Here is a 19,842-nt window from a genome sequence, read left to right as displayed (position 1 = left end):
CACGAGACGAAGAGCCAGAGCCCACCGACGCCTTCGCCCCGGGCCCGGGCGGCGGCGAGGCGGGCGGGGCCGCCGGCCCGGGGGGCGCAACGGGCGGCGTGGGTCGGATCGGCCACGCGGCCGTGGCCGGCGTCCCGAGGCGGACCGTCAACGCGAGCTGGGCCGGCCTCCCGGGCTGGATCGCCGCCCCGAGCGGACCTGTCGACGTGAGCCGACCCGCCGATCAGGGCCGGTCCGGTGGGTCCGGCGGTGTTTCCGGCTGTGCTGAGGGAGCGTGGCGGGTCCCTGTTCCGGTCCAGGTGGACGAGGCCGGTGCTGCCGCGGGCCAGGGGACGACCGGCGGTCGAGGCGGTGCCGGTGACTTGGTTCGGATCGCCGTTCCGGGTGCCGGCGAGCCGAGCCGTGCTGTCGTCCATGACCGGAGCGCTGAGTCCAGTGGTGGCGCAGAGCTGGTGGCGGCCGTTGACTCGGGCCGGGCCGGTGACGTGAGCCGCGTCGCTGTTCCGGGCCGTGTGGATGACTTCGCTCGTACGGGGGGCCCGGAGCCGACCGGTGGTGGTCCGAGCGAGGCGGGTCTTGCCGGTGGTGCGGATGGCTTGAGGCGGGTTCCTGTCCCTGGCCCGGTCTGGACGGACGACCAAGGCCGGCCCGGAGGCCCGGAGCCGACCGGCGGTCCGGGCGAGTCCGGTGAGTTGCGACGGATTGCTGTTCCGGGTGTTACCGGCGAGCCGAGCGGTGCCGTCGTCCGGGGCCGCTCCGGTGACATCGACGGTGCCGGGCCCTGGCGTGGCACCGGCGACTCGGGTTCGGTCGCCGGGGCGGGCGGGCCCGGGGCTCCGTGGAGTGCCGGCGGTCCGGTGCCCGTGGGCGGGCCCAACGGCAACGGTGGTCCGGAGCGGGCCGGTGGTCCGGTGCCGGCCGGCGGCGGACCAGGGCGCACTGGCGGACCGGGCTTGAGCGGCGGAACGGCGGGCCGGGTCGGTGATGCGAGTCTGGTCCATGATGTGGGCCGGATCGGTGACGCGGGCCGGGTCGGTGATGTGAGCCGGGCCGGTGTCGACGGGCTCGGCGGGCTCGGGGGCGTGGGCCGTGCCGGGCTCGACGGCGTGAGCCGGGCCGGACTCGGCGGTGTGGGCCGTGCCGGACTCGACGGGCTCGGCGGTGTGGGCCGGGCCGTGGTCGACGGGCTCGTGCAGATCCGGGATCTGGCGGGGCGGCCCCGTGGGACGGGGTTCCTCGCTGATCATCTCGGCACCCTGCTCACCAGCCACGAGGCCGTCGACGGGCTCGGCCGGCTCGTGCTGCACGCCGCGGGGCAGCGCACCTGCCTGGTCGGCGCCGAGGCCGTCAACGCACTGCCCGAGCTCGGGCTGGCCCTGGTCCGTACGCAGGGGCTGGACGTGGCTCCGCTGCCGCTGACCGTTCGCGAACGCGTCGAGGCCGGCACCTACGTCCGAGTCGCCGCCGGCTGCTGGCGCGAGGCACGGGTACTGGCGGCCACCGAGGTGACCTACACCGCCACGGACCGCTTCCACCTCATCGCGGACGCCTTGGAACTGGCCATCGGAACGGCGGGCCAGGACGCGCTGCGGCTCGGTGGCGGCGCGGCCGGGGGACCGGTGCTCGACGCCGGGACCGGCGCGGTGCTCGCCGTGCTCGGCACCGCCCTGCACTCCGACCGGCGCGACACCGGGTTCGCGGTGCCCCTGCGACCGGCGGCCGAGGGCCCGCTCGCCGAACTGCTCGCCCGCAACGCCGCCACCGTGCCCGCCCACGGGGCCGACCTCAACCTGGCCGGCGTCCTCGAACTGACCGCCACCTCGGTGGGCCAGGACGGCCCGCCCGGCGCCCTGGCCGGACACACCGGGGCGGCCGGCCTCGCACCGGTACGCCCCGTCGAACGAGAGTCCGTGGCAGGCGAGTTGAATGCATTCGCCGACGGCGAGGGCGTCGCCGGCCGCGCCGTGCTCGGCCTGGTCGGCGCCCCGGGCAGCGGCCGTACGACGGAACTCGGAGCCCTCGCCGCCCGCCGCCACGGGGCCGAGCGGCCCGCCCCCACCCTGTGGCTGCGCGGCGCCGACCTCGGGGACACCGACGAGTCCGTGGCCGACGCGGTGCGCCGCGGTCTCGCGCGCGCCGCGCGCATCGTCGCCGCCGGCCCCGCCGCGCCGCCTGCCGACACCGCGGGCCTCAGCCCCGAGCGCGTGGCCGGCCTCGCCCGGCGGGCCGGCCGCCCGCTGCTGCTCCTGCTCGACGGACCCGAAGAGATGCCGCCCGCCCTCGCCCGCCGACTGCCCGAGTGGATCAGGAACACGGCGCAGTGGCTCACGGAGACCGGTACACGGCTCGTGGTGGCCTGCCGGGAGGAGTACTGGGAGCACGCCGGGGCCGAGTTCCCCGCCGGACTGCTGCACGCGCCCACGGCCACGGACGCCGGATGCCCGCTGCCGCCGTGCGTGCGGATCGGAGACCTCACCCGGGAGGAGGCCCGCGAGGCCCGTGCCCGCTACCGCATCCCCGGGGGAGCCCTCGCCGACCGCGACGCCCGGCACCCGCTCACCCTGCGCCTGCTCTCCGAGGTCCGCGCCGCACTTCCGGGCGACGCCCCGCCCGCCGGTCCCGTCGACCGGCACGAGGTATTCGCCGCCCACCTGGACCTCGTGTGCCTGCGCGTCGCCGTCCGTCTCGCCGCCGAGAACGGCGTGCGCGGCACGGCCGTACGGCGGCTCGCCGCCCGGGTGGCCGGGCAGGTGCACGACGCCGCCCGGCGCAGCCTCGGCACCGAACAGGGCGAGCTGGACCAGGCATCCTTCGAGGCGGTGTTCCCCTGGGGACCCGCGCCGGCCCGGCTGGGCGGCGGCACCGGCTGGGCTTCCGCCGTCCTCGCCGAAGGCCTCCTGACCCCGGCCGGCGACGGCTACCGCTTCGCCCACGAGGAACTCGCGGACTGGATCCAGGGCCTGCACCTCGACCTGGACGAGGCACTCGACGTCCTCGTCCACCGCCCCTCGCGGGACCCGCACCCCGCGCCCCTGCCGCACCACCGCGCCGGCCCGGTGGTCCAGGCCCTGCTCCTCCTCGCACGCCAACAGGGCCACCGCGAACTCGGGCTGCGGCTGCGCGAGTTGGTGGACGCCCTGGACATGGAGCCGAGCTCCTGGTGGCCCGCCCGGCTCCTCGCCCGTACCCTGCTGGCCGTGCCGGACGCGACGCCGTACACCGGTGTGCTGCGCGTCCTCGCCGACCACATCGTCACCTGGCGCCGGGAACAGCGGCCCGTTTCCGCCGAGTTCGGGCCCGCCTTCTGGACCGCACTGCCCGCACCGGTCGAGGAGCGGCTCTCGCTGCTGCGCGAGCTGGTCCTGGCGGACGCCGGGCCACCGGAGCCGGCCGACGCGGGCGGACGCCACCTCGACGCCGTGGCCCGGCTGCTCGCCGCCCGGCCCGACGTCGTACAGCCGTACCTGACCGGCTGGTTCGACGACGAGCGGCCGCTGCCCGCGGCCCCGGACGCCACCGTGGCGACCGCCGCGCAGGCGCTGCTGCACACCCATCGGCACGGGGCCCTGGACGACCTCACCGAGGTGCTCGCGGCCAGTGAGCACCCGCGCGCCGACGAGCTGCTCGCCGTCCTCGCCGAGGACGAACCCTCGGCGGTCTGCCGGGCCGTCGACCGCTGGGCGCACGACGCGCGCCCCGCCCGCCGCGCCGCCGCCGTCGCCTCCGCGCTGCGAGCGGCCCCCCACGTCCACTCGGCGGCCGACCGGGAGCTGCTGCGCTACGCAGCCCTCACCCTGCTCGCCCGCCCCGCCGACCGCCCCCTGCACGGTGGCGCCCTCGCCCTCCTGGTGCGCGACCCCGAGACCCGCGACCGGCATCTGACCGACGCGCTGTGCCACTTCGCCGAAGCCGATCCGCTGTTCCCGCCCGGCGCCCTGCTCCCGGCCCTGACCACCCACCCCGAGCCGGTCCTGGAGGCGTTCCGCGCCCGCCTGAGCGGCGCCGGCGTCCCGGTCGCCGGGGAGGCCCTGCGCACCCTCGCCGACGTCACCCACCACGCCGTCGCCGGCCGGGTCGCCGCCCTGGTGCGGGAGGCGGCGCGGACACGCCCGGAGCTGGCCGCGCCCGCCGCCGACTACGTGGACCGCTGCCTTGACCGTGGCAGCGCCGCCCGCCCCGCCCTGCTGCCCCTGCTCACCGCACTGCTCGACGACGGCCCCGAGGAGGTCCGGGCGGCCCTGGCCACCGTTCTGGCCGCACCCGGAACCCCCGCGTCCCGGCCGCTGCGGCACGAGCTGCTGGACCTCCTGCTCGCCCACGAGCGGGAGCCGTCCGTCCTGGACGCCGTCCTGTACGCGGCGGCCCCGCACGGAGACGGCCGGGAGACGGAGCTGCGGGCGCTGATCCACCGCACCGGCCTGCTCCTCGTCCGCACCCCCGACGGCGCCACCCGCTTCGACTGCGCGCTCGTCGACCTGGCCCGGCACGCGCCCGGCTTCGCCGCCCGGATGGCCCGCTGGCTGAGCGAGGCCCCCGAGGACTGGGCCGCCGTGGTGGGCCCCAGCGCCCACCGCATGATCGACAACCTGGCCGGCGTCCGCGTACCGGCCTGACCTGCCCGGGGAACGTGCGCCCGGTCACAGCCTCCATGCCGATGCGGGCGCCGGGCACCCGGCATGGCACCCTTAGACCTGCACAAGAGGTCAACGGTAGACACGGACAAGGGTTCGAGGAGCGGTCACAGTGCAGCGCTGGCGTGGCTTGGAGGACATCCCCCAGGACTGGGGGCGCAGCGTCGTCACCATCGGTTCCTACGACGGCGTCCACCGCGGCCACCAGCTGATCATCAAGCACGCCGTCGACCGCGCCCGCGAGCTGGGTGTCCCGGCCGTCGTCGTCACCTTCGACCCGCACCCCAGCGAGGTCGTCCGCCCCGGCAGCCACCCGCCGCTGCTCGCTCCGCACCACCGCCGGGCCGAGCTGATGACGGAGCTGGGCGTCGACGCGGTCCTGATCCTCCCCTTCACGACCGAGTTCTCCAAGCTGTCGCCCGCCGACTTCGTGGTCAAGGTCCTGGTGGACAAGCTGCACGCCAAGGCGGTCGTCGAGGGCCCGAACTTCCGCTTCGGCCACAAGGCGGCCGGCAACGTCGAGTTCCTCACCGAGCAGGGCGAGATCTACGACTTCGAGGTCGAGGTCGTCGACCTGTACGTCACCGGCGAGGCGGGCGGCGGCGAGCCGTTCTCCTCGACCCTGACCCGGCGCCTGGTCGCCGAGGGCGATGTGAACGGCGCCCGCGAGATCCTGGGCCGTCCGCACCGCGTGGAGGGCGTGGTGGTGCGCGGCGCCCAGCGCGGCCGTGAGATGGGCTTTCCCACGGCCAACGTGGAGACGCTCCCGCACACCGCCATCCCGGCCGACGGCGTGTACGCCGGTTATCTGCACGCGCAGGGCGAGATCATGCCGGCCGCGATCTCGGTCGGCACCAACCCGCAGTTCGACGGCACCGAGCGCACGGTGGAGGCGTACGCCATCGACCGCGTCGGGCTCGACCTGTACGGCCTGCACGTCGCCGTCGACTTCGTCGCCTACGTGCGCGGCCAGGCGAAGTTCGAGTCGCTCGAGGCGCTGCTGGAGCAGATGGCCGACGACGTGAAGCGGTGCCGGGAGATCGTGGCCGCGGAGGCGTAGCAACCCGGACAGGGAAGGGCGGCCGGTGCGATACGCACCGGCCGCCCTTCGTCGTACCGTCCCCTGGCCGGGGCCTACTGCTGCGGCGGAGCCTGCGGAGGCGGGGCCTGCGGCGGCTGTGCCTGGGGCTGACCGGGCTGCGGCGGGTAGGGCCGGCCGGGCGCGCCCTGCGGCTGCGGCGGGCCCGGCTGGGCCTGCTGCTCCGGATAGGGCTGCGCCTGGCCCGGCTGGGGCTGCTGCGGCGGGTACGGCTGCTGTTGCGGCGCGTACGGCTGGCCGGGCTGCGGCGGGTAGGGCTGGCCCTGGTGGGACTGGCCCGGATACGCCTGCCCGGGCATCGGCTGGCCGGGATACGGCTGGTCCGCCGTGGGCCGGCCCGGGTACGGCTGGTCCGGCATGGGCTGGCCCGGGTACGGCTGGTCCGGCATGGGCTGGCCCGGGTACGGCTGCCCGGGCATCGGCTGACCGGGGTACGGCTGGCCCGGCATCTGCTGGCCCGGCATCGGCGGGGCGGCCACCGGCGGCGGGTTGCCGTCGTTGGTCCACAGACCGTGCATCTGCTGGTGCCGCACGAAGTCCTCGGCGACCATGGCCGCGAGGTTGAAGTACGACTCCCGCACCTTCGGCCGCATCATGTCGAGGTCGACCTCGGCGCCGGCGGCCAGGTGCTCGTCGAAGGGCACCACGATCACCCCGCGGCAGCGGGTCTCGAAGTGCGACACGATGTCCTCGACCTTGATCATCTTGCCGGTCTCGCGCACCCCGGAGATGACCGTGATCGACCGGGAGACCAGGTCGGCGTACCCGTGCGCGGACAGCCAGTCCAGGGTGGTGCTCGCGCTGCTCGCACCGTCGACGGACGGCGTCGAGATGATGATGAGCTGGTCGGCGAGGTCGAGCACCCCGCGCATCGCGCTGTACAGCAGGCCCGTGCCCGAGTCGGTGAGGATCACCGGGTACTGCCTGCCCAGCACGTCGATGGCGCGCCGGTAGTCCTCGTCGTTGAACGTGGTCGAGACGGCCGGGTCCACGTCGTTGGCGATGATCTCCAGACCGGAGGGCGCCTGCGACGTGAACCGCCGGATGTCCATGTACGAGTTCAGGTACGGGATCGCCTGGACCAGGTCGCGGATGGTCGCCCCGGTCTCCCGGCGCACCCGGCGGCCGAGGGTGCCGGCGTCCGGGTTCGCGTCGATCGCCAGGATCTTGTCCTGCCGCTCGGAGGCGAGGGTCGAGCCGAGGGCGGTGGTGGTGGTCGTCTTGCCGACGCCGCCCTTGAGGCTGATGACCGCGATCCGGTAGCAGGACAGCACGGGCGTGCGGATCAGGTCCAGCTTCCGCTGCCGCTCGGCCTCCTCCTTCTTCCCGCCCAGTTTGAAACGGGACCCGCCGGCGGCGGGCCGGCCGCTCTTCGCCTTCTGCCGCTTGTTGTTGAGCAGCCGGTCCGAGGACAGCTCCACGGCCGCGGTGTAACCCAGGGGCGCCGCACCGGGGTTGGTCGGCTGCCGCTGGTCGTGCTGGATCGGCTGCGGCCAGGCGGCACCGGCCCGGGGATCGACGGCCGGCTGCGCGGCCTGACCCGCCGCACCGGCCTCCGGATTCTGCGCGGGCGGCTGCGGTTGTCCGGGCTGGGGGAAGCCGTAGCCGCCGGGGGTCGGGCCGGGCTGCGGTTGTCCGGGCTGGGGGAAGCCGTAAGCGCCGGGCTGGGCCGGGGGGTTGGGCGTGCCGGGGTGCGGCGGCTGGGGTGCGGCCGCGTTGGGCTGCGGCTGGCCGGGCTGGGGGAAGCCGTAACCACCGTGCGGAGTCGGGCCGGTGGGGCCCTGCTGCTGCCCCTGCTGCGGGAAGTCGTAACCGCCGGGCTGCTCGGGCGCGGGGCCCGGGTGGCCGGGTGCTCCGGCGGCCGGCGGCTGGCCCTGCTGGTGCCAGGCGGCGGGCGCGGGCTGCGGGGCCTGCGGCTGGAACGGCGGCTGCTGCCCGGGCACCGCTCCGGAACCCTGCGCGGCGGCAGGCTGCGCCTGACCGGCCGGCATCGGGCCCGGCTGCTGCGGCTGCGCCGCCTGAGCGGGCCACTGGGCGGCCGGCGCGGGGGCGGCGGGCTGGTACGACGGCGGCAGCGGAGGAAGCCCGTTGTGCGCCGGCGGGGGACCCCAGGCGGGCGGTGCGCCCTGGGGGGTACCGGGAGCGGCCGGATCGGCGGGAGCGGTGCGCTGAGACGGGACATCGGCCTGCGGGGCCTCGCCCTCGGGCGTGCCCTCCGGCGCCGGGGTGTCCTCGGATTCCGCTACGCCCGGCGCGGCGTCGGCAGCCGTGCCGTCCGCCGACGCCGCAGTCGCGCCGACGGCCGCCTCGGCATCCTCGCTCCGGCTCTCGGGGGAGGTGCCATCCGCGGCCCCCGCCTCCTTGTCGCCTTCCGCTTCCGAACCCGTGAGAACCGCCCCGGCCGCACTCTCGGCGGACTCGTCGACGGCCTCGGCCGATCCGGCGGGTTGCCCGGCCTCGGCCGGCTCCGCGGAAGCGGCCGCATCGGCGTCCGCACCGTCGGCGTCCCCGGCCGTCGCGGCGGCCTCGGAGCCGCCTTCCCCGTCACCGCTGCCGCTTCCGTCGCCGTGCTCCTCGGCGGAGCCGTCCGGCGAAGCGACCTCGCCCTCGGCCGCGCCGTCTGCGCCGAGCGGTCCGGCACCCGGCGCTGAAGTCTCGCCCGATGCTTCGGCGGCCTGCTCCTCGGCGGCCGCGCGCTCCGCGATCTCGGCCATCTCACGCTTCAGCGCGACAGCGGAGAACCGCATGGTCGCACCGCTCTCCAGGTCCCCGTTGTCCGGCTCGGGCGCGGCCGGCTGCGCGGCGGCCGCGGCCGTGCTCTCCTGCCGGGGCGGTTCGGCCGGCTGCGAGGGCCGCTGCGGCTCGAACCCATCGGGCAGCTGCGGCACCGGAACCGGACTCCCGGTCGGCGGCGCGGGAGGGGCGTACGGCGCACCGGGGCCGGCGGCCGGAGGCTGCGCGGCGAACGGCGCCCCGGTCGGTGGCACGAAGGGCGCGCCCGGCGCGTGCGCCGGGGGAGCGGGCGGGACCGGCGGGGCGTACGGGCCGCCCGGCGCAGCCGTACCGGCCGCCGGAGTCGTGTACGGCGACGGATCCGGCCCCGCCTCGGGCGGCCCGGACGGGAACTGCGGAAGCGGAGCCGCACCGGCACCGGGTCCGCCCGCCGGGCCGGAACCATGGCCGCCACCGGTGTCGCCCGCGGCACCGGAACCCGACGCCCCGGACGCGTTCTGCGTGTACCAGGCGGGCGGGGCGTAGTCGATGGTGAACTCGCCCGTGGTCTCGACGGCCGATTCCGCGTCGGGCTGGTCATCGCCGGGTGTGGCCCAGCCCCCGCGGATCCCGTCCCGATCGCTGCTCACAGTTCCTCCTGGTGTGGTCGGGCACCCTCATGCCGTGCTCGGGGCACCCCGTTCCGTCGTGCGATGTCGCCGGGGCTTCCCCACGTGGGCCACTGGCCCCCTCAGTCCGCGAAGCCGTTCCGCCCGCTGGCGGGAGTTCGCGACGCGCCCTGCCCCAGCCTAATCACCAAAAGCGCGGGTCCGGCAGGCCTGTCCGCCCCTTAGCCGCCGGCTCCGCGGTGTCCCGCCGGGCCGACGAGGGGCGCGGCACCTGTCGTCGTACACCAAAACGTGACGAAAACGCACCACGTTCAGCCCGCGCCGACGCCGGTATTGACGCGAAAAGTCGCCAATCCGGCACGAAAACGGGCCAAGTTGGACGCGGATCAGTCCATCCGGCGTGCCATGCCCAGCAGTCCGGTCTCAGCGTCCGTCGCCCGCGTCATCACGTACTGCCGGTCCCGCTCGGTGCACCACAGGGTCACGCCGTCCGGAAGCGTGGGCAGCGCCTCGAGCTCCGGGCGCGGCAGCGCCAGCACCCGCCCGATCTCCGCCGCCTCGTCCGGCGACACCCGCTGCACACCCACCAGACGCGCCTGACGCATCAACCGCGGCGCCACCGGGCTCAGATACGGCAGCAGCGTCAGCACCGACTGCCACGGCGCCGACGCCACCCGTCCGCGCGGCGGCCGCATACCGCAGTCCCGCACCACCAGCACCGGCGTCCCCGCCGAGGCGCCCTGCGGGGGCACCCGGCCGACGTCGTACACCGCGAGACCGTTCTGCCCGCCGCCCATGGCGTGCACCATCGGCATCCAGGCCTGGGCCCGCCCCGTCTCGACCGCCACCCGGGCACCCGTGGCGGCCGCGCGCAGGGCCATGACCTGCGCGGTCCACAGCCCGCCGATGAGCACTATGTCGAACGCCGTCGGACGGTTGACCCCGAGCACCGCGGGCTGACCCTCGGTGTCGACGCCGACCACCACACCGTCGTCGCCGATCGGCAGGGACAGCGCGTCGGCCTGCTCGACGGGCAGCGTGTGCCGGGGGTGGCGGGGACCCAGCAGGCCGAACCCGGTCCGCAGCCGCTCGCCGAGCCCCGCGCGAGACGAGGTCGCGCCCGGACGTGACCCACCCGGCTGGGTGGGCGAAGTCGTGATGGCCATCAGCGGGCACCTCCGAGCGGCAGGGTGGCCAGAACGCCGGGGAGCTGCTCCCGGTCCAGACGGGCGAGCCCGGTCCGCGCCTCGCGCGCCGCACGCTCCAGCTCGCGCCGGGCGTCGGTCAGTTCCTGGTTGCTGCGGCCGGTGATCCGCAGGTGTCCCGTGATGGACACGTTCTGCTGCGCGCCCCTGGCCAGGGTCAGGCTGAAGGTCGTCGCCAGCGCGGGCACCGACGTCAGCCGCGCCACCAACTGCGCCAGCGAGCCGTTGGAGCCGCCCAGTTGCGGCCAGCGGCGCACCCAGTAGGTGGTGTGCCGGCGGTTGTCGCAGCGCCAGCTGCGGCTGGACTCCTCCGTGCGGCGCTGCGGCGCCTCGCCCCGCCCGGCCTGGGCGGCCTGCGCCGTCACCATGGGATTGGCGCACGCCGAGGTGGCGATGGCCGCCGTCAGCTCCTCCTCGTTCAGCACGCTCGCCCGGAACCCGGCGCCGGTGAGCCGGCTCGACAGGTGCTCGGCGGAACGCGCCAGACACTTCTGCGCCCCCAGCAGCCCGCCACCGCGCGCGGCCACCGCCTCCGGGCAGAGTTCGGGATCGAGCTTCAGCGCGATCCACGTGATCCGCACCGCGGGGGAACCGGTCTCCGCCTGCAGCGGCGCGTAGTTGCTGACCACCACCGACTGCTGCGGCAGGTGCAGCGCGGGCGCGGGCTGCGTGTGCACCACGATCTGCGCCGACTCCAGCCGGATCCCGTCGACTTCGAGGACGTCCCGCACCAGGGCCACCGGCAGCGGTCTGCGGCCGCGCTCCGCGCGCAGCGCGCCCGCGTCCGACTCCACCTGGATCACCGCGGTCAGGAAACCGCCGTCGCCCACCATGCCGATCGGCCGCTGATCGCGGTCGTCGCCGCGGCTGTGGCTGTACGTGCGCAGCGACGGGTCGCACTCCACGGCGGGCGCCAGACCGGAGTCGGTGCCCACCGGCACCGGCGTGCCCGCGGCCCGCCGGTTGCGGGCGCGCAGCGCCAGCAGGGTGCCCAGCCACTCCGGCAGGGAGCGTCCCCGGCGCCGCACGACGGCGAGCACCACCAGCACCGCGGCGATCGCGGCGGCGACGATCAGCGCGACCATGCCGACGAGCCAGCCGCACACCAGCAGCGCGCCCGCGATCTCCAGCAGCACCAGCCGCTGCACCGCGAACGAACCGCCGCGCCCGGAACGGGACTCCGGGTGCGGGGCGAACGCACCCTGGGACGACGCGGGTGCCTGCTCACCGCGCCGTCCGGAGGAAGAGGAGCCGCGGGCGCCCGACCGGCCCGCGTCACCCGATCGTGCCCCCGATTGCGATCGCGACCGGGCCCGCGTTGCGGAAGCCATCACTCCAAAACCCCCGAACTCTCCCGAAATCCCTTGCGCTCCGGTCCCTTCAAGCCCTGAGCACCCTACCCGTGCCACACGCACGTCCACGCAACAGGCATAGTAGGGGCCGGGTCTGACAGTCGAGGCACCAGAGGCAACCGAGGGCGGGGGACGGATCTTCACAGGTCCCCCACGGCTCCGCAACGGGGAGAGAGCGGACACAGATGGCATCACGGCGGGACGAACTCAACGCCTACACCTTCGCGAAGCGCCGCACGCTCGCGTCATTCCTGCAGCCCTCGCCCTCCGGTTCCGAGGAGGGCGCCCCGAAGCCGCTGAAGGCACTGGTGCCCGGCCTGGTCGTCGGCGCCGTCGTGCTCGCCGTGTTCGGCGCGATCGGCATGTTCAGCCCGACCGCCCCCAAGGGCTGGGACACCCCGGAAGAACACGTCATCGTCGCGAGCAAGTCCACCACCCGGTACGTCGTCCTGAAGACCGGCAAGCAGACCCAGCTCCACCCGGTCCTCAACATGGCCTCCGCCAAGCTCCTGCTGGCCCCCGGCAAGGACAGCGTCATCACCGTCGACGAGAAGATCCTCGACAGCGGCAAGCCCCCGCACGGCGCCACCATCGGCATCCCCTACGCCCCCGACCGCCTGCCCACCCCGGACGAGGCCTCGGCCACCAAGCGCTGGGCGGTGTGCGAGCGCCCCGGCGACGGCGGACGGGCCATCCAGAAGGCGGCGTTCGTCCTCGCGCAGAAGGAGTGGTCCAGGACGGACGGGCGCGACAAGCTCGCCCACGGCGACCTCATGTACGTGGTCGGCCCCGACGGCAAGACCCAGTACGTGGTCGACGCGCGGGGCACGGCGTACGAGATCGCCGACCCGTCCGACAAGGAACTCCTCAAGGCCCTCGACACCCAGGGCCGTGCCCCGCAGCGCGTCTCCCAGGACTGGCTCGACACCCTGCACAAGGGCGACCCGGTCTCCATCCCGCCGATCCAGGGCACGCCCGGCGAGAAGGCGGGCGCCTCCGAACTGCTGCGCCAGTACGACAAGGTCGGCGAGGTCATCAAGGCCTACGACGGCCAGACCATGCAGTACTACGTCGTCCTGAAGGGCAAGGTGGCCCGCGTCTCCGAGTTCACGGCCACGCTGCTGCTGAACAGCGGGGACCTCGTCGGCGTGGGCCAGGCGGGTGAGGCCCAGCAGGTCAGCCCCGGCGCGGTCGTCGACAGCACGACGTTCGACGGCGGCCGGAACTGGCCGGCGTACAGGCCGAGGACGGTGAACGACGGCTCCAGCACCACCAGCGGCCGCAACACCCTCTGCAACGTCATGCGCTCGATCGGCGCCAAGGGCGCCACCACCCTGTCCACCTGGGTCGGCAAGGACTTCCCCGCCCAGCTCCCCACCGGCTCCTCCAGCGCCTACGTCACCCCCGGATCCGGCCAGCTCTACCGCCAGTTCCAGGGCACCGAGACCACGGCCGGCGGCGTCTTCCTGGTCACCGACACCGGCCTGCGCTACGCCCTGCAGTCCAACAGCGACAGCACCACCGACGACCAGGGCATCGGCACCTCCGACAAACGGCTCAAGGAGGAGCTGAACGAGGCCAAGATCGCCCAGACCCGCCTCGGCTACGAGAACGTGACGCCCACGCCCATCCCCGTCGAGTGGTCGAGGTTCCTGCCGACGGGCCCGCGCCTGTCGGAGTCGGCGGCACGGCAGCCGCAGGGCTCGTAGCGGCGGGGGAGGAGAACGCACTCATGCAGACGTCGAAGCCGTCGCGTACGAAGCCGTCTGGGACGAAGTCCGCGGCCCCGGAGCCGCCGCGAACGGAGCCCGCGAGGAGAGGACCGGCCGAGGCGGGGCCGGCGGGTGCCCGCCCCCTGGCATCCCAACTCCCCACCGTGGCAACCCGGATCGCGACCCGGTCGGCGGCCCTGGCCGCCGCGACACTCCTCACCGCCACGGCCACCATCCTCGCCCTCCCCGCCACCCCGGCCCTCGCGGACGACGGCCAGTGCACCTTCCCGGCGAAGGACTACACGGGCCGCCCGTGGGCGCTGCAGCGCGTCAACCTGGATGCGCTGTGGGCCCAGTCCACCGGCAAGGGCGTGCGGGTGGCCGTGATCGACACCGGTGTCGACGTGAAGAACCCGCAGCTCACCAAGGCCGTCGACGCCTCAAAGGGCAAGAACCTGCTGCCCGCGAAGAACTCCAAGGGCGAGAAGATAGAGCGCGGCAACAGCTCGGGCACCACCGACACGGTCGGCCACGGCACCCGCGTCGCGGGCATCATCGCCGCCCGGCCCGCCAAGGGGACCGGCTTCGTGGGCCTGGCCCCGGACGCGACGATCATCCCGATCAAGCAGAACGACGCCGAGGGCGACGGCACGGCGCTCACCCTGGCCGATGCGATCAGGCACGCCGTCCAGGCCGGCGCCGACGTCATCAACATCTCCCAGGACACGGCCAACGCGGTCCGGCCGGACTCCAGGCTGGAGCAGGCCGTCGACTACGCGCTGAACCAGAAGGTCGTGGTCGTCGCCTCGGCCGGCAACGACGGCCTGGGCGGCAACGTCAAGGTGACGTACCCGGCGTCGTACAAGGGCGTGCTCGCGGTGGCGGCGTCCGACCGCAACAACGAGCGGGCGGCGTTCTCACAGTCCGGGGACTTCGTGGGCGTCGCCGCCCCCGGCGTCGACATGATCTCCACCGTGCCCGGCGGCGGTCACTGCTCGGACAACGGCACCAGCTTCTCGGCGCCGTATGTCGCGGGCGTGGCGGCCCTGTTGAAGGCCAAGTACCCCAAGTGGACGGCCCAGGAGGTCACCGCCCAGATCGAGCAGACCGCCGAACGCTCGATCCCCGGCCACGACCGGCTGGTCGGCTGGGGCGTGGTGGACCCGGTGAAGGCCCTGACGGACGTGGACCCGGAACACCCCGTCCAGTCGCCGCGCCCCGAGGACGGCGTCTCCAAGGGCGAGGCCCCCTCGGTCACCCCCCTGCACTTCGGCGAGACGGCGGAGGAACGCGACACCCGGATGGCCACGTACGTGGTGGTCGGCGGCCTGGTCCTCGTCGCCGGCCTGACCGGCACGGCCGTCGCGGTCCGCGACGCACGGCGCCGGCGCCCGCGGCAGCCGGGAGGCGGCTCGTGGACGCGCTGACGAAGATGAACGTGTTCCTCCTCGTCCTGTGCGCCGTCCTGCTGGGCATGGCCTGTGTGCCGGCGGACCGGGTACGGGCCTGGCGCGCCGGCATCAACCCGTCGGCCCCCGAACTGCCCGGCGCCTCCTTCGTCGTGGCGCGCGTCCTCTTCGTGGCCCTGGCCATCGCCGGCGTGTGCACGGCGGTCCAGGGCTTCGGCGTCTCCGACCGGATGTCCTGGAGCGACAGCGAGCTGACCAGCGCGGTGCACCAGGCCACCGACGGCCTGGACGGCTACGCCTACACCATGGACGAGACGGGCTCCTCGGCCTACTTCACCGACTTCGCGTCGCTGACGGAGGAGAAGGTCACCCGCTACGGCGGCGGCGACGCCCCCGAGACCGGCGTCTCCGCCGACCCGGCGGACACCGACACGGACGCCGAGGCCCACCTCACCGTCACGGCGTCCGGCGCGGACGACGCCTTCTGCGTCCACCTGCGACGCACCCGCTGGAAGAGGAGCGACTACACACCCCCGGGCCTGAACGGCGACCCGGGCACCCTGACCTTCCGCGGGTACCGGCTGAAGGCGGCGGTGCGGACCGGAGAGTGCTGACGCTCTTTCCGCCCGGCCTCACAGCTTCCCGAGAACGACCCCGCGCCAGACCCAGCCGCACTTCAGAACGGCGTCCCGCAGCGGCTCACGCAACTCCGCGGCGTCGAACCGGAAGGTCTCGGTCGCCTCAAGACGCCCGTCGTCCCCCCGCCCGAGCGTCCACTGCCGCGTGACGGTCCGGTTCTGCCCGCGCGAGTACGACGACGCCACCTGCAGCCGGGGCGGATTCCCGACCCGGCTGACCTCCCACTGCTCCTCGAGGGCACGCACCTCGTGGCCGTCACGGTCCAGCCGCATCCGGATGCGCACGGCGTGCGTGATCCGCGACTCCAGGAAGAACCCCTGCCAGGCAGGCTCCGCGATCCGCCACTCGGCCACCAGGTCGGCACCTTCAGCGGCACCGTAACGGACGACGTACGGCACCTCCGGCCCGTTGAGCCCGAGCAGAGCCGTACGCAGTTCCTCCACCGGGACCGGCGGGACACCGTCCGGGGGACGCCGGGTTCCGGTCAACTTGTCGAAGAGTCCCATGGGCTCAACCTACGAGGGGCACTGACGCCGGCACAACAAACACCTCTCCCGCTCCCGCGGGCCCCTCAAGGCGTCGCACCGCTGCCCGGACGCACACTGCGGACGAGGTCGCTGAAGTCGTCCAGGACGGCCGGGTGCTGGCTCGCGGTCGAGGTGAGGATCAGCCGGATCACCGCCCGCTTGTGCGGATCGGAGACGTCCAGCATGGACATGTACACCTGCGACTGGACGAGGTCGCGACGCACTCCGCCGGCGATGGTCGAGAAGGACAGTGTCTGCGTGAGGCCAGGAGCCTCCGCGGAACCCGTCTCGCGCCGGCCGGTGACGGTGACCGAGGTGACCGCCCGGCCGAGGCGCTCCACCGACTCGTCGGCGATGTCCGGCAGCGTCGCCGGGTCCGGACGGTACTCGCCGTCGATCGTGATGTTCGCGGTGAACCCGCCGTCGGACGGCAGATGCACCGCCACGAACGCGGCACCGGGGGCACCGACCTCGTCCGGAGGTGCCGAGCGCCAGCCCTCCGGCAGCTCGAAATCGATCGGGACCGGCAGGCTCGTGGTCATTGCGAGCCCTCCTTCCTAAAGCGCTGCACCCTCGCGACGGGCATGTGACGTGTGGATCAGAACAGGCTGCCGATGGCGTCACCGGCCGAGCTCAGACCATCGCCGACGACGTCGGCAAGATCACCCGCGGTATCGGCCACCTTGCCCGGGTCGACGGTGAACTCGAATCCCACTTCACCACCGACGATCGGGGAGAGACCCACGCTGGTCTTGAACCCCCATTTCCCGTCCTCGGTCTTTCCGATGTCCAGATTGGCCTCGGCACCCGGACCGGCCCAACCCTCGGCGGTGACACCCGCCCCGATGCCCCCGATGTCCGCGCCGACCGTGCCGCCGCCCTTCGCCCCCGCGAACGCCTCACCGCCCAGGTTGATGCCCTCGAGACCCGCTCCGGCATGGCCTCCGGCCTCGGCACCCGCCATGGCCTCGGCGCGTCCGTAGACACCCACCGGGCCTACGTCGAAGCGGCCCTTGGACGAGGCCTCGCCGCCCACCAGGCCGCCGGCCTCGCCTTGGATGCCCTCATTGGTGACGCCACCGCTCACGGAGCCCTTGGCGCCCGCATAGGCTTCGGCCTCGCCGTCGAGCTTCACCGGCCCGTTGGTGAGCGAACCCTCCGCGCTCGCGCGGCCCAGGTCGGCATGCGCCTCGGCCTCGCCCATCTTGCCGGATCCGGTGTCCGGTCCGGTCGCCTCCGCACCGACACCGGGACCTGAGGCCTCGGCCTCCCCGTCGGAAACCCACCCGTCGGGCTTGGTGGGAGTGCGCTTCGACTCGGCCACGTACTTGTCGATTCCGGTGTGCGCCTGGCCGTTGAAGCCGGTGAGCGTGCCGTCGTTGACGTCGGAGTCGAGCACCACGGCCTTGAGAGCGGTCTCGACATGGGCGTCGGCCTCGACGACGTTCTTCACGGCCTTGTCCACGTGCTCCTGCCACGAGGCGACGGCCGAGCGCACCGACTGCTGGTAGTCGGGGTCGTGGTGCATGGCGTTGCGCTCGGTGTCGCTGAGCTTCGAGGTGTCGTAGGAGACCACGCCCGCTTCGGACACCGCCATCCCGGCCTTGACCGCGTCCGCCCGGGCCGACTCCAACTTCTTGCGCAGGTCCGTGAACTGGGTGTGCGCTTCACGCAGCAGCGAGGCCACCGCCTTGGCCTCCTTCTGGGCGCTCTGGAACTGCTTGAGCGTGACGTCGAACCGCCGGCCGGCGGCGTTCGCGCTCAGCCCGGTCCAGGTCTGTCCCGTGGAGACGCCGTGCACATCCCGCTTGTAGGCGATCTCCTGTTTGTGGAACTCCTTCGCCATCCCGTCCCAACGGTCTGCCGCCGTGGAGAGCTTGGACAGGTCGGTGGTCATGATCTCGTGGTAGTTCGGCATGGGGTTCCCCGTTGTGTGGCGTGGCAGCGTGCCCGTCGGGACGGCCGATCGGTGACCGCGCCCGGTTCCGTCAGTAACCGGTGAGCACGGACACCGAGCCGGCGTTCGTCCCGGTCTGGATGTCCGTGTTCTGCAGCACGGTGTTCGCGCTCCGCAGCGACGCCTTGTCGGACGCGAGCATGTTCATCAGGTTCTGCACCTGCTCGCCCCATGTCTCATGCGCCTTCTTCAGGGCTCCCGACGTGTGCCAACCGTCCCGGAACTCGGAGACGGCCGAGTCGGTGTCCGTGTCCGCCCAGTCGCCGGCCTTCCGGGTGTCGGGCTCGATGTGGTCCTCGATGGCCTTCGCGGCGGCCTTTTTCTCGGCCGGAGAGGAAGCGAGGTCCTTCTGCCCCCCGAGCAGCGGCGGGGGACCGGAGGACCCTCCGGGATCGGACGGCAACTGGTTCAGCCGCATCCCGACGGGCTGCGCGGGCGCGTCGCCCGCGGTCTGTCCTGCTTCCGGCACTGCCATGACTCCGCCTCTCCCCGTTCGCCGCCGAGTCCGCGCGGCAACTCATCGCGCTCGAACGCGTTTTGGCGCGCCGACCGAACGACCCCGCTGAACGGCCTCAGCCCGCAGCGGGCGAAACCTTGTCGTCGGCCTTGAAATCGAAGTTGATCTTCCCGTCGTCCACAGAGGTCACCTTGACTGTGATCCCCAGGGTGCTGCCGTCGTTCGCGGTGAGCGTGCACCGGGTCGTGGTGCCGACCTTGCCCTTGAGATCCTCGGGGCAGGTAACGTCCGGCTTGGGCCGCCCAGTGGCAGCGGCGAGCTTCGGCGGACAGCGTGGAAGCCAGCTTGTCGGCGGACAGCTTCGGCGTGGACTCACCGACGTTGACGGAGGCCGAGCAACCGGAGAGCAAGGCCCCGACAGCGGCAGCCGAAACTGCCGTAATGGCCGCGTAGCTGCGGAACTTGGGCATGTCGGGTCTCCGATTTTGCTGAGCATGACAGAAAGACGCACGAAGCATACTCGGCGGGTTTGCGCCCATCTCTCTGAGGACGTGCCCGCGCACAACGGTCACCGGCTCCCCATGAACCTTTCGGGTTCTCCATGCGTAATCTTCACGCGGCGGCGACAGCTCAGACTGGTCCGCTCGTCAACTGCTCATGCTCGTAAGCGTGATCGTGGCCCTGTGGCGACAACTCCATCGTGTGTACGGCAGTTGTCCCTTGGGTGCGCGTCCGCCCTTGTGTAGAGGTTTGATGAAGGTACCCAGGGGCGTCGCCCGGTCCGGGCCGTCCGCGCCGCAGAGCCCGGGTCGTCCGCGGTGAGGACGCAACGCGGCCCGAGGGGCGCCGGTTCGCTGCAAACAGAAAAATAGGACAAACCATGGCGTGAGGCGCTGTCTCGTAACCGAGTTAAGACACATGCTTGGTTGGACCCGTTGGGCAGGTTGACTAGAGTGGTAAAGGCGTTGTGAGACGCAGGCTCGCTTTGCGATCGTACGGCGAGCGGGTGGTTGGTCCCGGCCCGTCAGGGCTGATGGACCGTACGGGGAAACGGGGAGGAGCGTCGTGCTTCCGGCAGACATGGTGGGGGGCGTGTCAGCGACCAGGGCGGCGAACCTGGAGGCCAGCGGTGAGGCGTTGGACAAGTTCGTGTCGCGGGTGGATGCGGTTCTCGCCACTCTTGAGGCGTCCGCGGGTAATCCGATGAAGGTCGGAGCCCAGACGATCAGACCCACGTCTCTGACTTCAGGCGCGGAAAGCGACTTCCCTGAAGCGCACGGCTTGTACAAGCAGTACAACCGAGTCCACGCAGAGCTCACCTCCTTGTCCAAGACCCTGCACTTGCAGATCGAGGCGATCGGCATCGCGGTCCAGGGGGCGCACAACGGCTTCGACAAGCTCGAAGAGGAGCAGCGCCAGCGGTTCTGGGCGATCCAATCGGAGATCAGCAAGATCGAGGACAAGCAGGGCGGCGGTCGCGCTGCTGGCCCGAAGACTGGTGTGGAGTACTGAC

At 73.3% G+C, this 19,842-nt stretch carries 13 protein-coding genes and 1 pseudogene; 6 read left to right on the top strand and 8 right to left on the bottom strand.

The genetic code is table 11. From position 1 onward, the window contains the following. The first annotated feature begins 1,190 nt into the window (after positions 1-1,190). The gene (locus tag ACFYU0_RS28325; RefSeq protein ID WP_389305147.1) at positions 1,191-4,613 is read left to right on the top strand and encodes a trypsin-like peptidase domain-containing protein; all 3,423 of its coding nucleotides are present in this window, start codon (positions 1,191-1,193) and stop codon (positions 4,611-4,613) included. A gap of 130 nt (positions 4,614-4,743) precedes the next feature. Next, on the top strand, positions 4,744-5,691 hold the full coding sequence (locus tag ACFYU0_RS28320) for a bifunctional riboflavin kinase/FAD synthetase (protein WP_351664213.1): 948 nt from the start codon (positions 4,744-4,746) through the stop codon (positions 5,689-5,691). A 74-nt stretch (positions 5,692-5,765) separates the two neighbouring features. Here ACFYU0_RS28320 and ACFYU0_RS28315 read toward each other — a convergent pair whose 3' ends face one another. The 3 genes from ACFYU0_RS28315 to eccE form a co-directional block, all read right to left on the bottom strand. Continuing rightward, a complete protein-coding gene (locus tag ACFYU0_RS28315) occupies positions 5,766-9,092 on the bottom strand; it encodes an SCO5717 family growth-regulating ATPase (RefSeq protein ID WP_389304844.1) in 3,327 nt (1,108 codons plus the stop codon). A gap of 365 nt (positions 9,093-9,457) precedes the next feature. Continuing rightward, entirely contained in the window at positions 9,458-10,237 is a 780-nt protein-coding gene (locus ACFYU0_RS28310; RefSeq protein WP_389304843.1) for a hypothetical protein, read from the bottom strand. Further along, a complete protein-coding gene (eccE, locus tag ACFYU0_RS28305) occupies positions 10,237-11,607 on the bottom strand; it encodes a type VII secretion protein EccE (RefSeq protein WP_351664210.1) in 1,371 nt (456 codons plus the stop codon). The genes ACFYU0_RS28310 and eccE overlap by 1 nt, the downstream gene beginning before the upstream one ends. A 206-nt stretch (positions 11,608-11,813) precedes the next feature. On the opposite strand from eccE, the gene eccB reads away from it, so the two are divergent. The 3 genes from eccB to ACFYU0_RS28290 all read left to right on the top strand — a co-directional run bounded on the left by eccB (position 11,814) and on the right by ACFYU0_RS28290 (position 15,363). Beyond that, positions 11,814-13,337 carry a type VII secretion protein EccB gene (gene eccB / locus ACFYU0_RS28300; RefSeq protein WP_389304842.1) on the top strand — a complete coding sequence of 508 codons (1,524 nt, stop codon included), beginning with the start codon at positions 11,814-11,816 and terminating at the stop codon, positions 13,335-13,337. A gap of 167 nt (positions 13,338-13,504) precedes the next feature. After that, positions 13,505-14,767 carry a type VII secretion-associated serine protease mycosin gene (mycP, locus tag ACFYU0_RS28295; RefSeq protein WP_389304841.1) on the top strand — a complete coding sequence of 421 codons (1,263 nt, stop codon included), beginning with the start codon at positions 13,505-13,507 and terminating at the stop codon, positions 14,765-14,767. Further along, positions 14,755-15,363 (top strand): hypothetical protein, encoded by a 609-nt coding sequence (locus ACFYU0_RS28290; RefSeq protein ID WP_389304840.1) that lies wholly within the window; start codon positions 14,755-14,757, stop codon positions 15,361-15,363. The genes mycP and ACFYU0_RS28290 overlap by 13 nt, the downstream gene beginning before the upstream one ends. 18 nt (positions 15,364-15,381) lie before the next feature. On the opposite strand, the gene ACFYU0_RS28285 is transcribed toward ACFYU0_RS28290, so the two are convergent. From ACFYU0_RS28285 to ACFYU0_RS28265, 5 genes and pseudogenes are all read right to left on the bottom strand, one after another. Beyond that, positions 15,382-15,894: a hypothetical protein gene (locus ACFYU0_RS28285; protein WP_389304839.1), complete on the bottom strand. Its 513-nt coding sequence runs from the start codon at positions 15,892-15,894 to the stop codon at positions 15,382-15,384. 65 nt (positions 15,895-15,959) lie between these two features. Next, positions 15,960-16,457, bottom strand: coding sequence for a hypothetical protein (locus tag ACFYU0_RS28280; protein ID WP_389304838.1), 498 nt, complete (start codon positions 16,455-16,457; stop codon positions 15,960-15,962). A 56-nt stretch (positions 16,458-16,513) separates the two neighbouring features. After that, complete coding sequence (locus ACFYU0_RS28275; protein WP_389304837.1) at positions 16,514-17,833, bottom strand: hypothetical protein; 1,320 nt, start codon at positions 17,831-17,833, stop codon at positions 16,514-16,516. A 70-nt stretch (positions 17,834-17,903) separates the two neighbouring features. Continuing rightward, the gene (locus ACFYU0_RS28270; RefSeq protein WP_351664203.1) at positions 17,904-18,347 is read right to left on the bottom strand and encodes a hypothetical protein; all 444 of its coding nucleotides are present in this window, start codon (positions 18,345-18,347) and stop codon (positions 17,904-17,906) included. A 97-nt stretch (positions 18,348-18,444) separates the two neighbouring features. Then, positions 18,445-18,799, bottom strand: a pseudogene (locus ACFYU0_RS28265) (DUF4333 domain-containing protein). A gap of 622 nt (positions 18,800-19,421) precedes the next feature. Here ACFYU0_RS28265 and ACFYU0_RS28260 point away from each other — a divergent pair. Then, positions 19,422-19,841 carry a hypothetical protein gene (locus ACFYU0_RS28260; RefSeq protein WP_389304836.1) on the top strand — a complete coding sequence of 140 codons (420 nt, stop codon included), beginning with the start codon at positions 19,422-19,424 and terminating at the stop codon, positions 19,839-19,841. Position 19,842 lies beyond the last annotated feature (1 nt).

The sequence above is a fragment of the Streptomyces sp. NPDC003720 genome (assembly GCF_042875075.1).
Classification (GTDB): Bacteria; Actinomycetota; Actinomycetes; order Streptomycetales; family Streptomycetaceae; genus Streptomyces.
This window is presented reverse-complemented; position numbering and strand designations above follow the sequence as displayed.

Excerpts from the sequence above, each read along its gene's own strand:
- eccE (WP_351664210.1), bottom strand. The coding sequence starts at position 11,607 with ATGGCTTCCGCAACGCGGGCCCGGTCGCGATCGCAATCGGGGGCACGA.
- eccB (WP_389304842.1), top strand. The coding sequence starts at position 11,814 with ATGGCATCACGGCGGGACGAACTCAACGCCTACACCTTCGCGAAGCGC.
- ACFYU0_RS28270 (WP_351664203.1), bottom strand. The coding sequence starts at position 18,347 with ATGGCAGTGCCGGAAGCAGGACAGACCGCGGGCGACGCGCCCGCGCAG.
- ACFYU0_RS28280 (WP_389304838.1), bottom strand. The coding sequence starts at position 16,457 with ATGACCACGAGCCTGCCGGTCCCGATCGATTTCGAGCTGCCGGAGGGC.
- ACFYU0_RS28275 (WP_389304837.1), bottom strand. The coding sequence starts at position 17,833 with ATGCCGAACTACCACGAGATCATGACCACCGACCTGTCCAAGCTCTCC.
- ACFYU0_RS28285 (WP_389304839.1), bottom strand. The coding sequence starts at position 15,894 with ATGGGACTCTTCGACAAGTTGACCGGAACCCGGCGTCCCCCGGACGGT.
- ACFYU0_RS28310 (WP_389304843.1), bottom strand. The coding sequence starts at position 10,237 with ATGGCCATCACGACTTCGCCCACCCAGCCGGGTGGGTCACGTCCGGGC.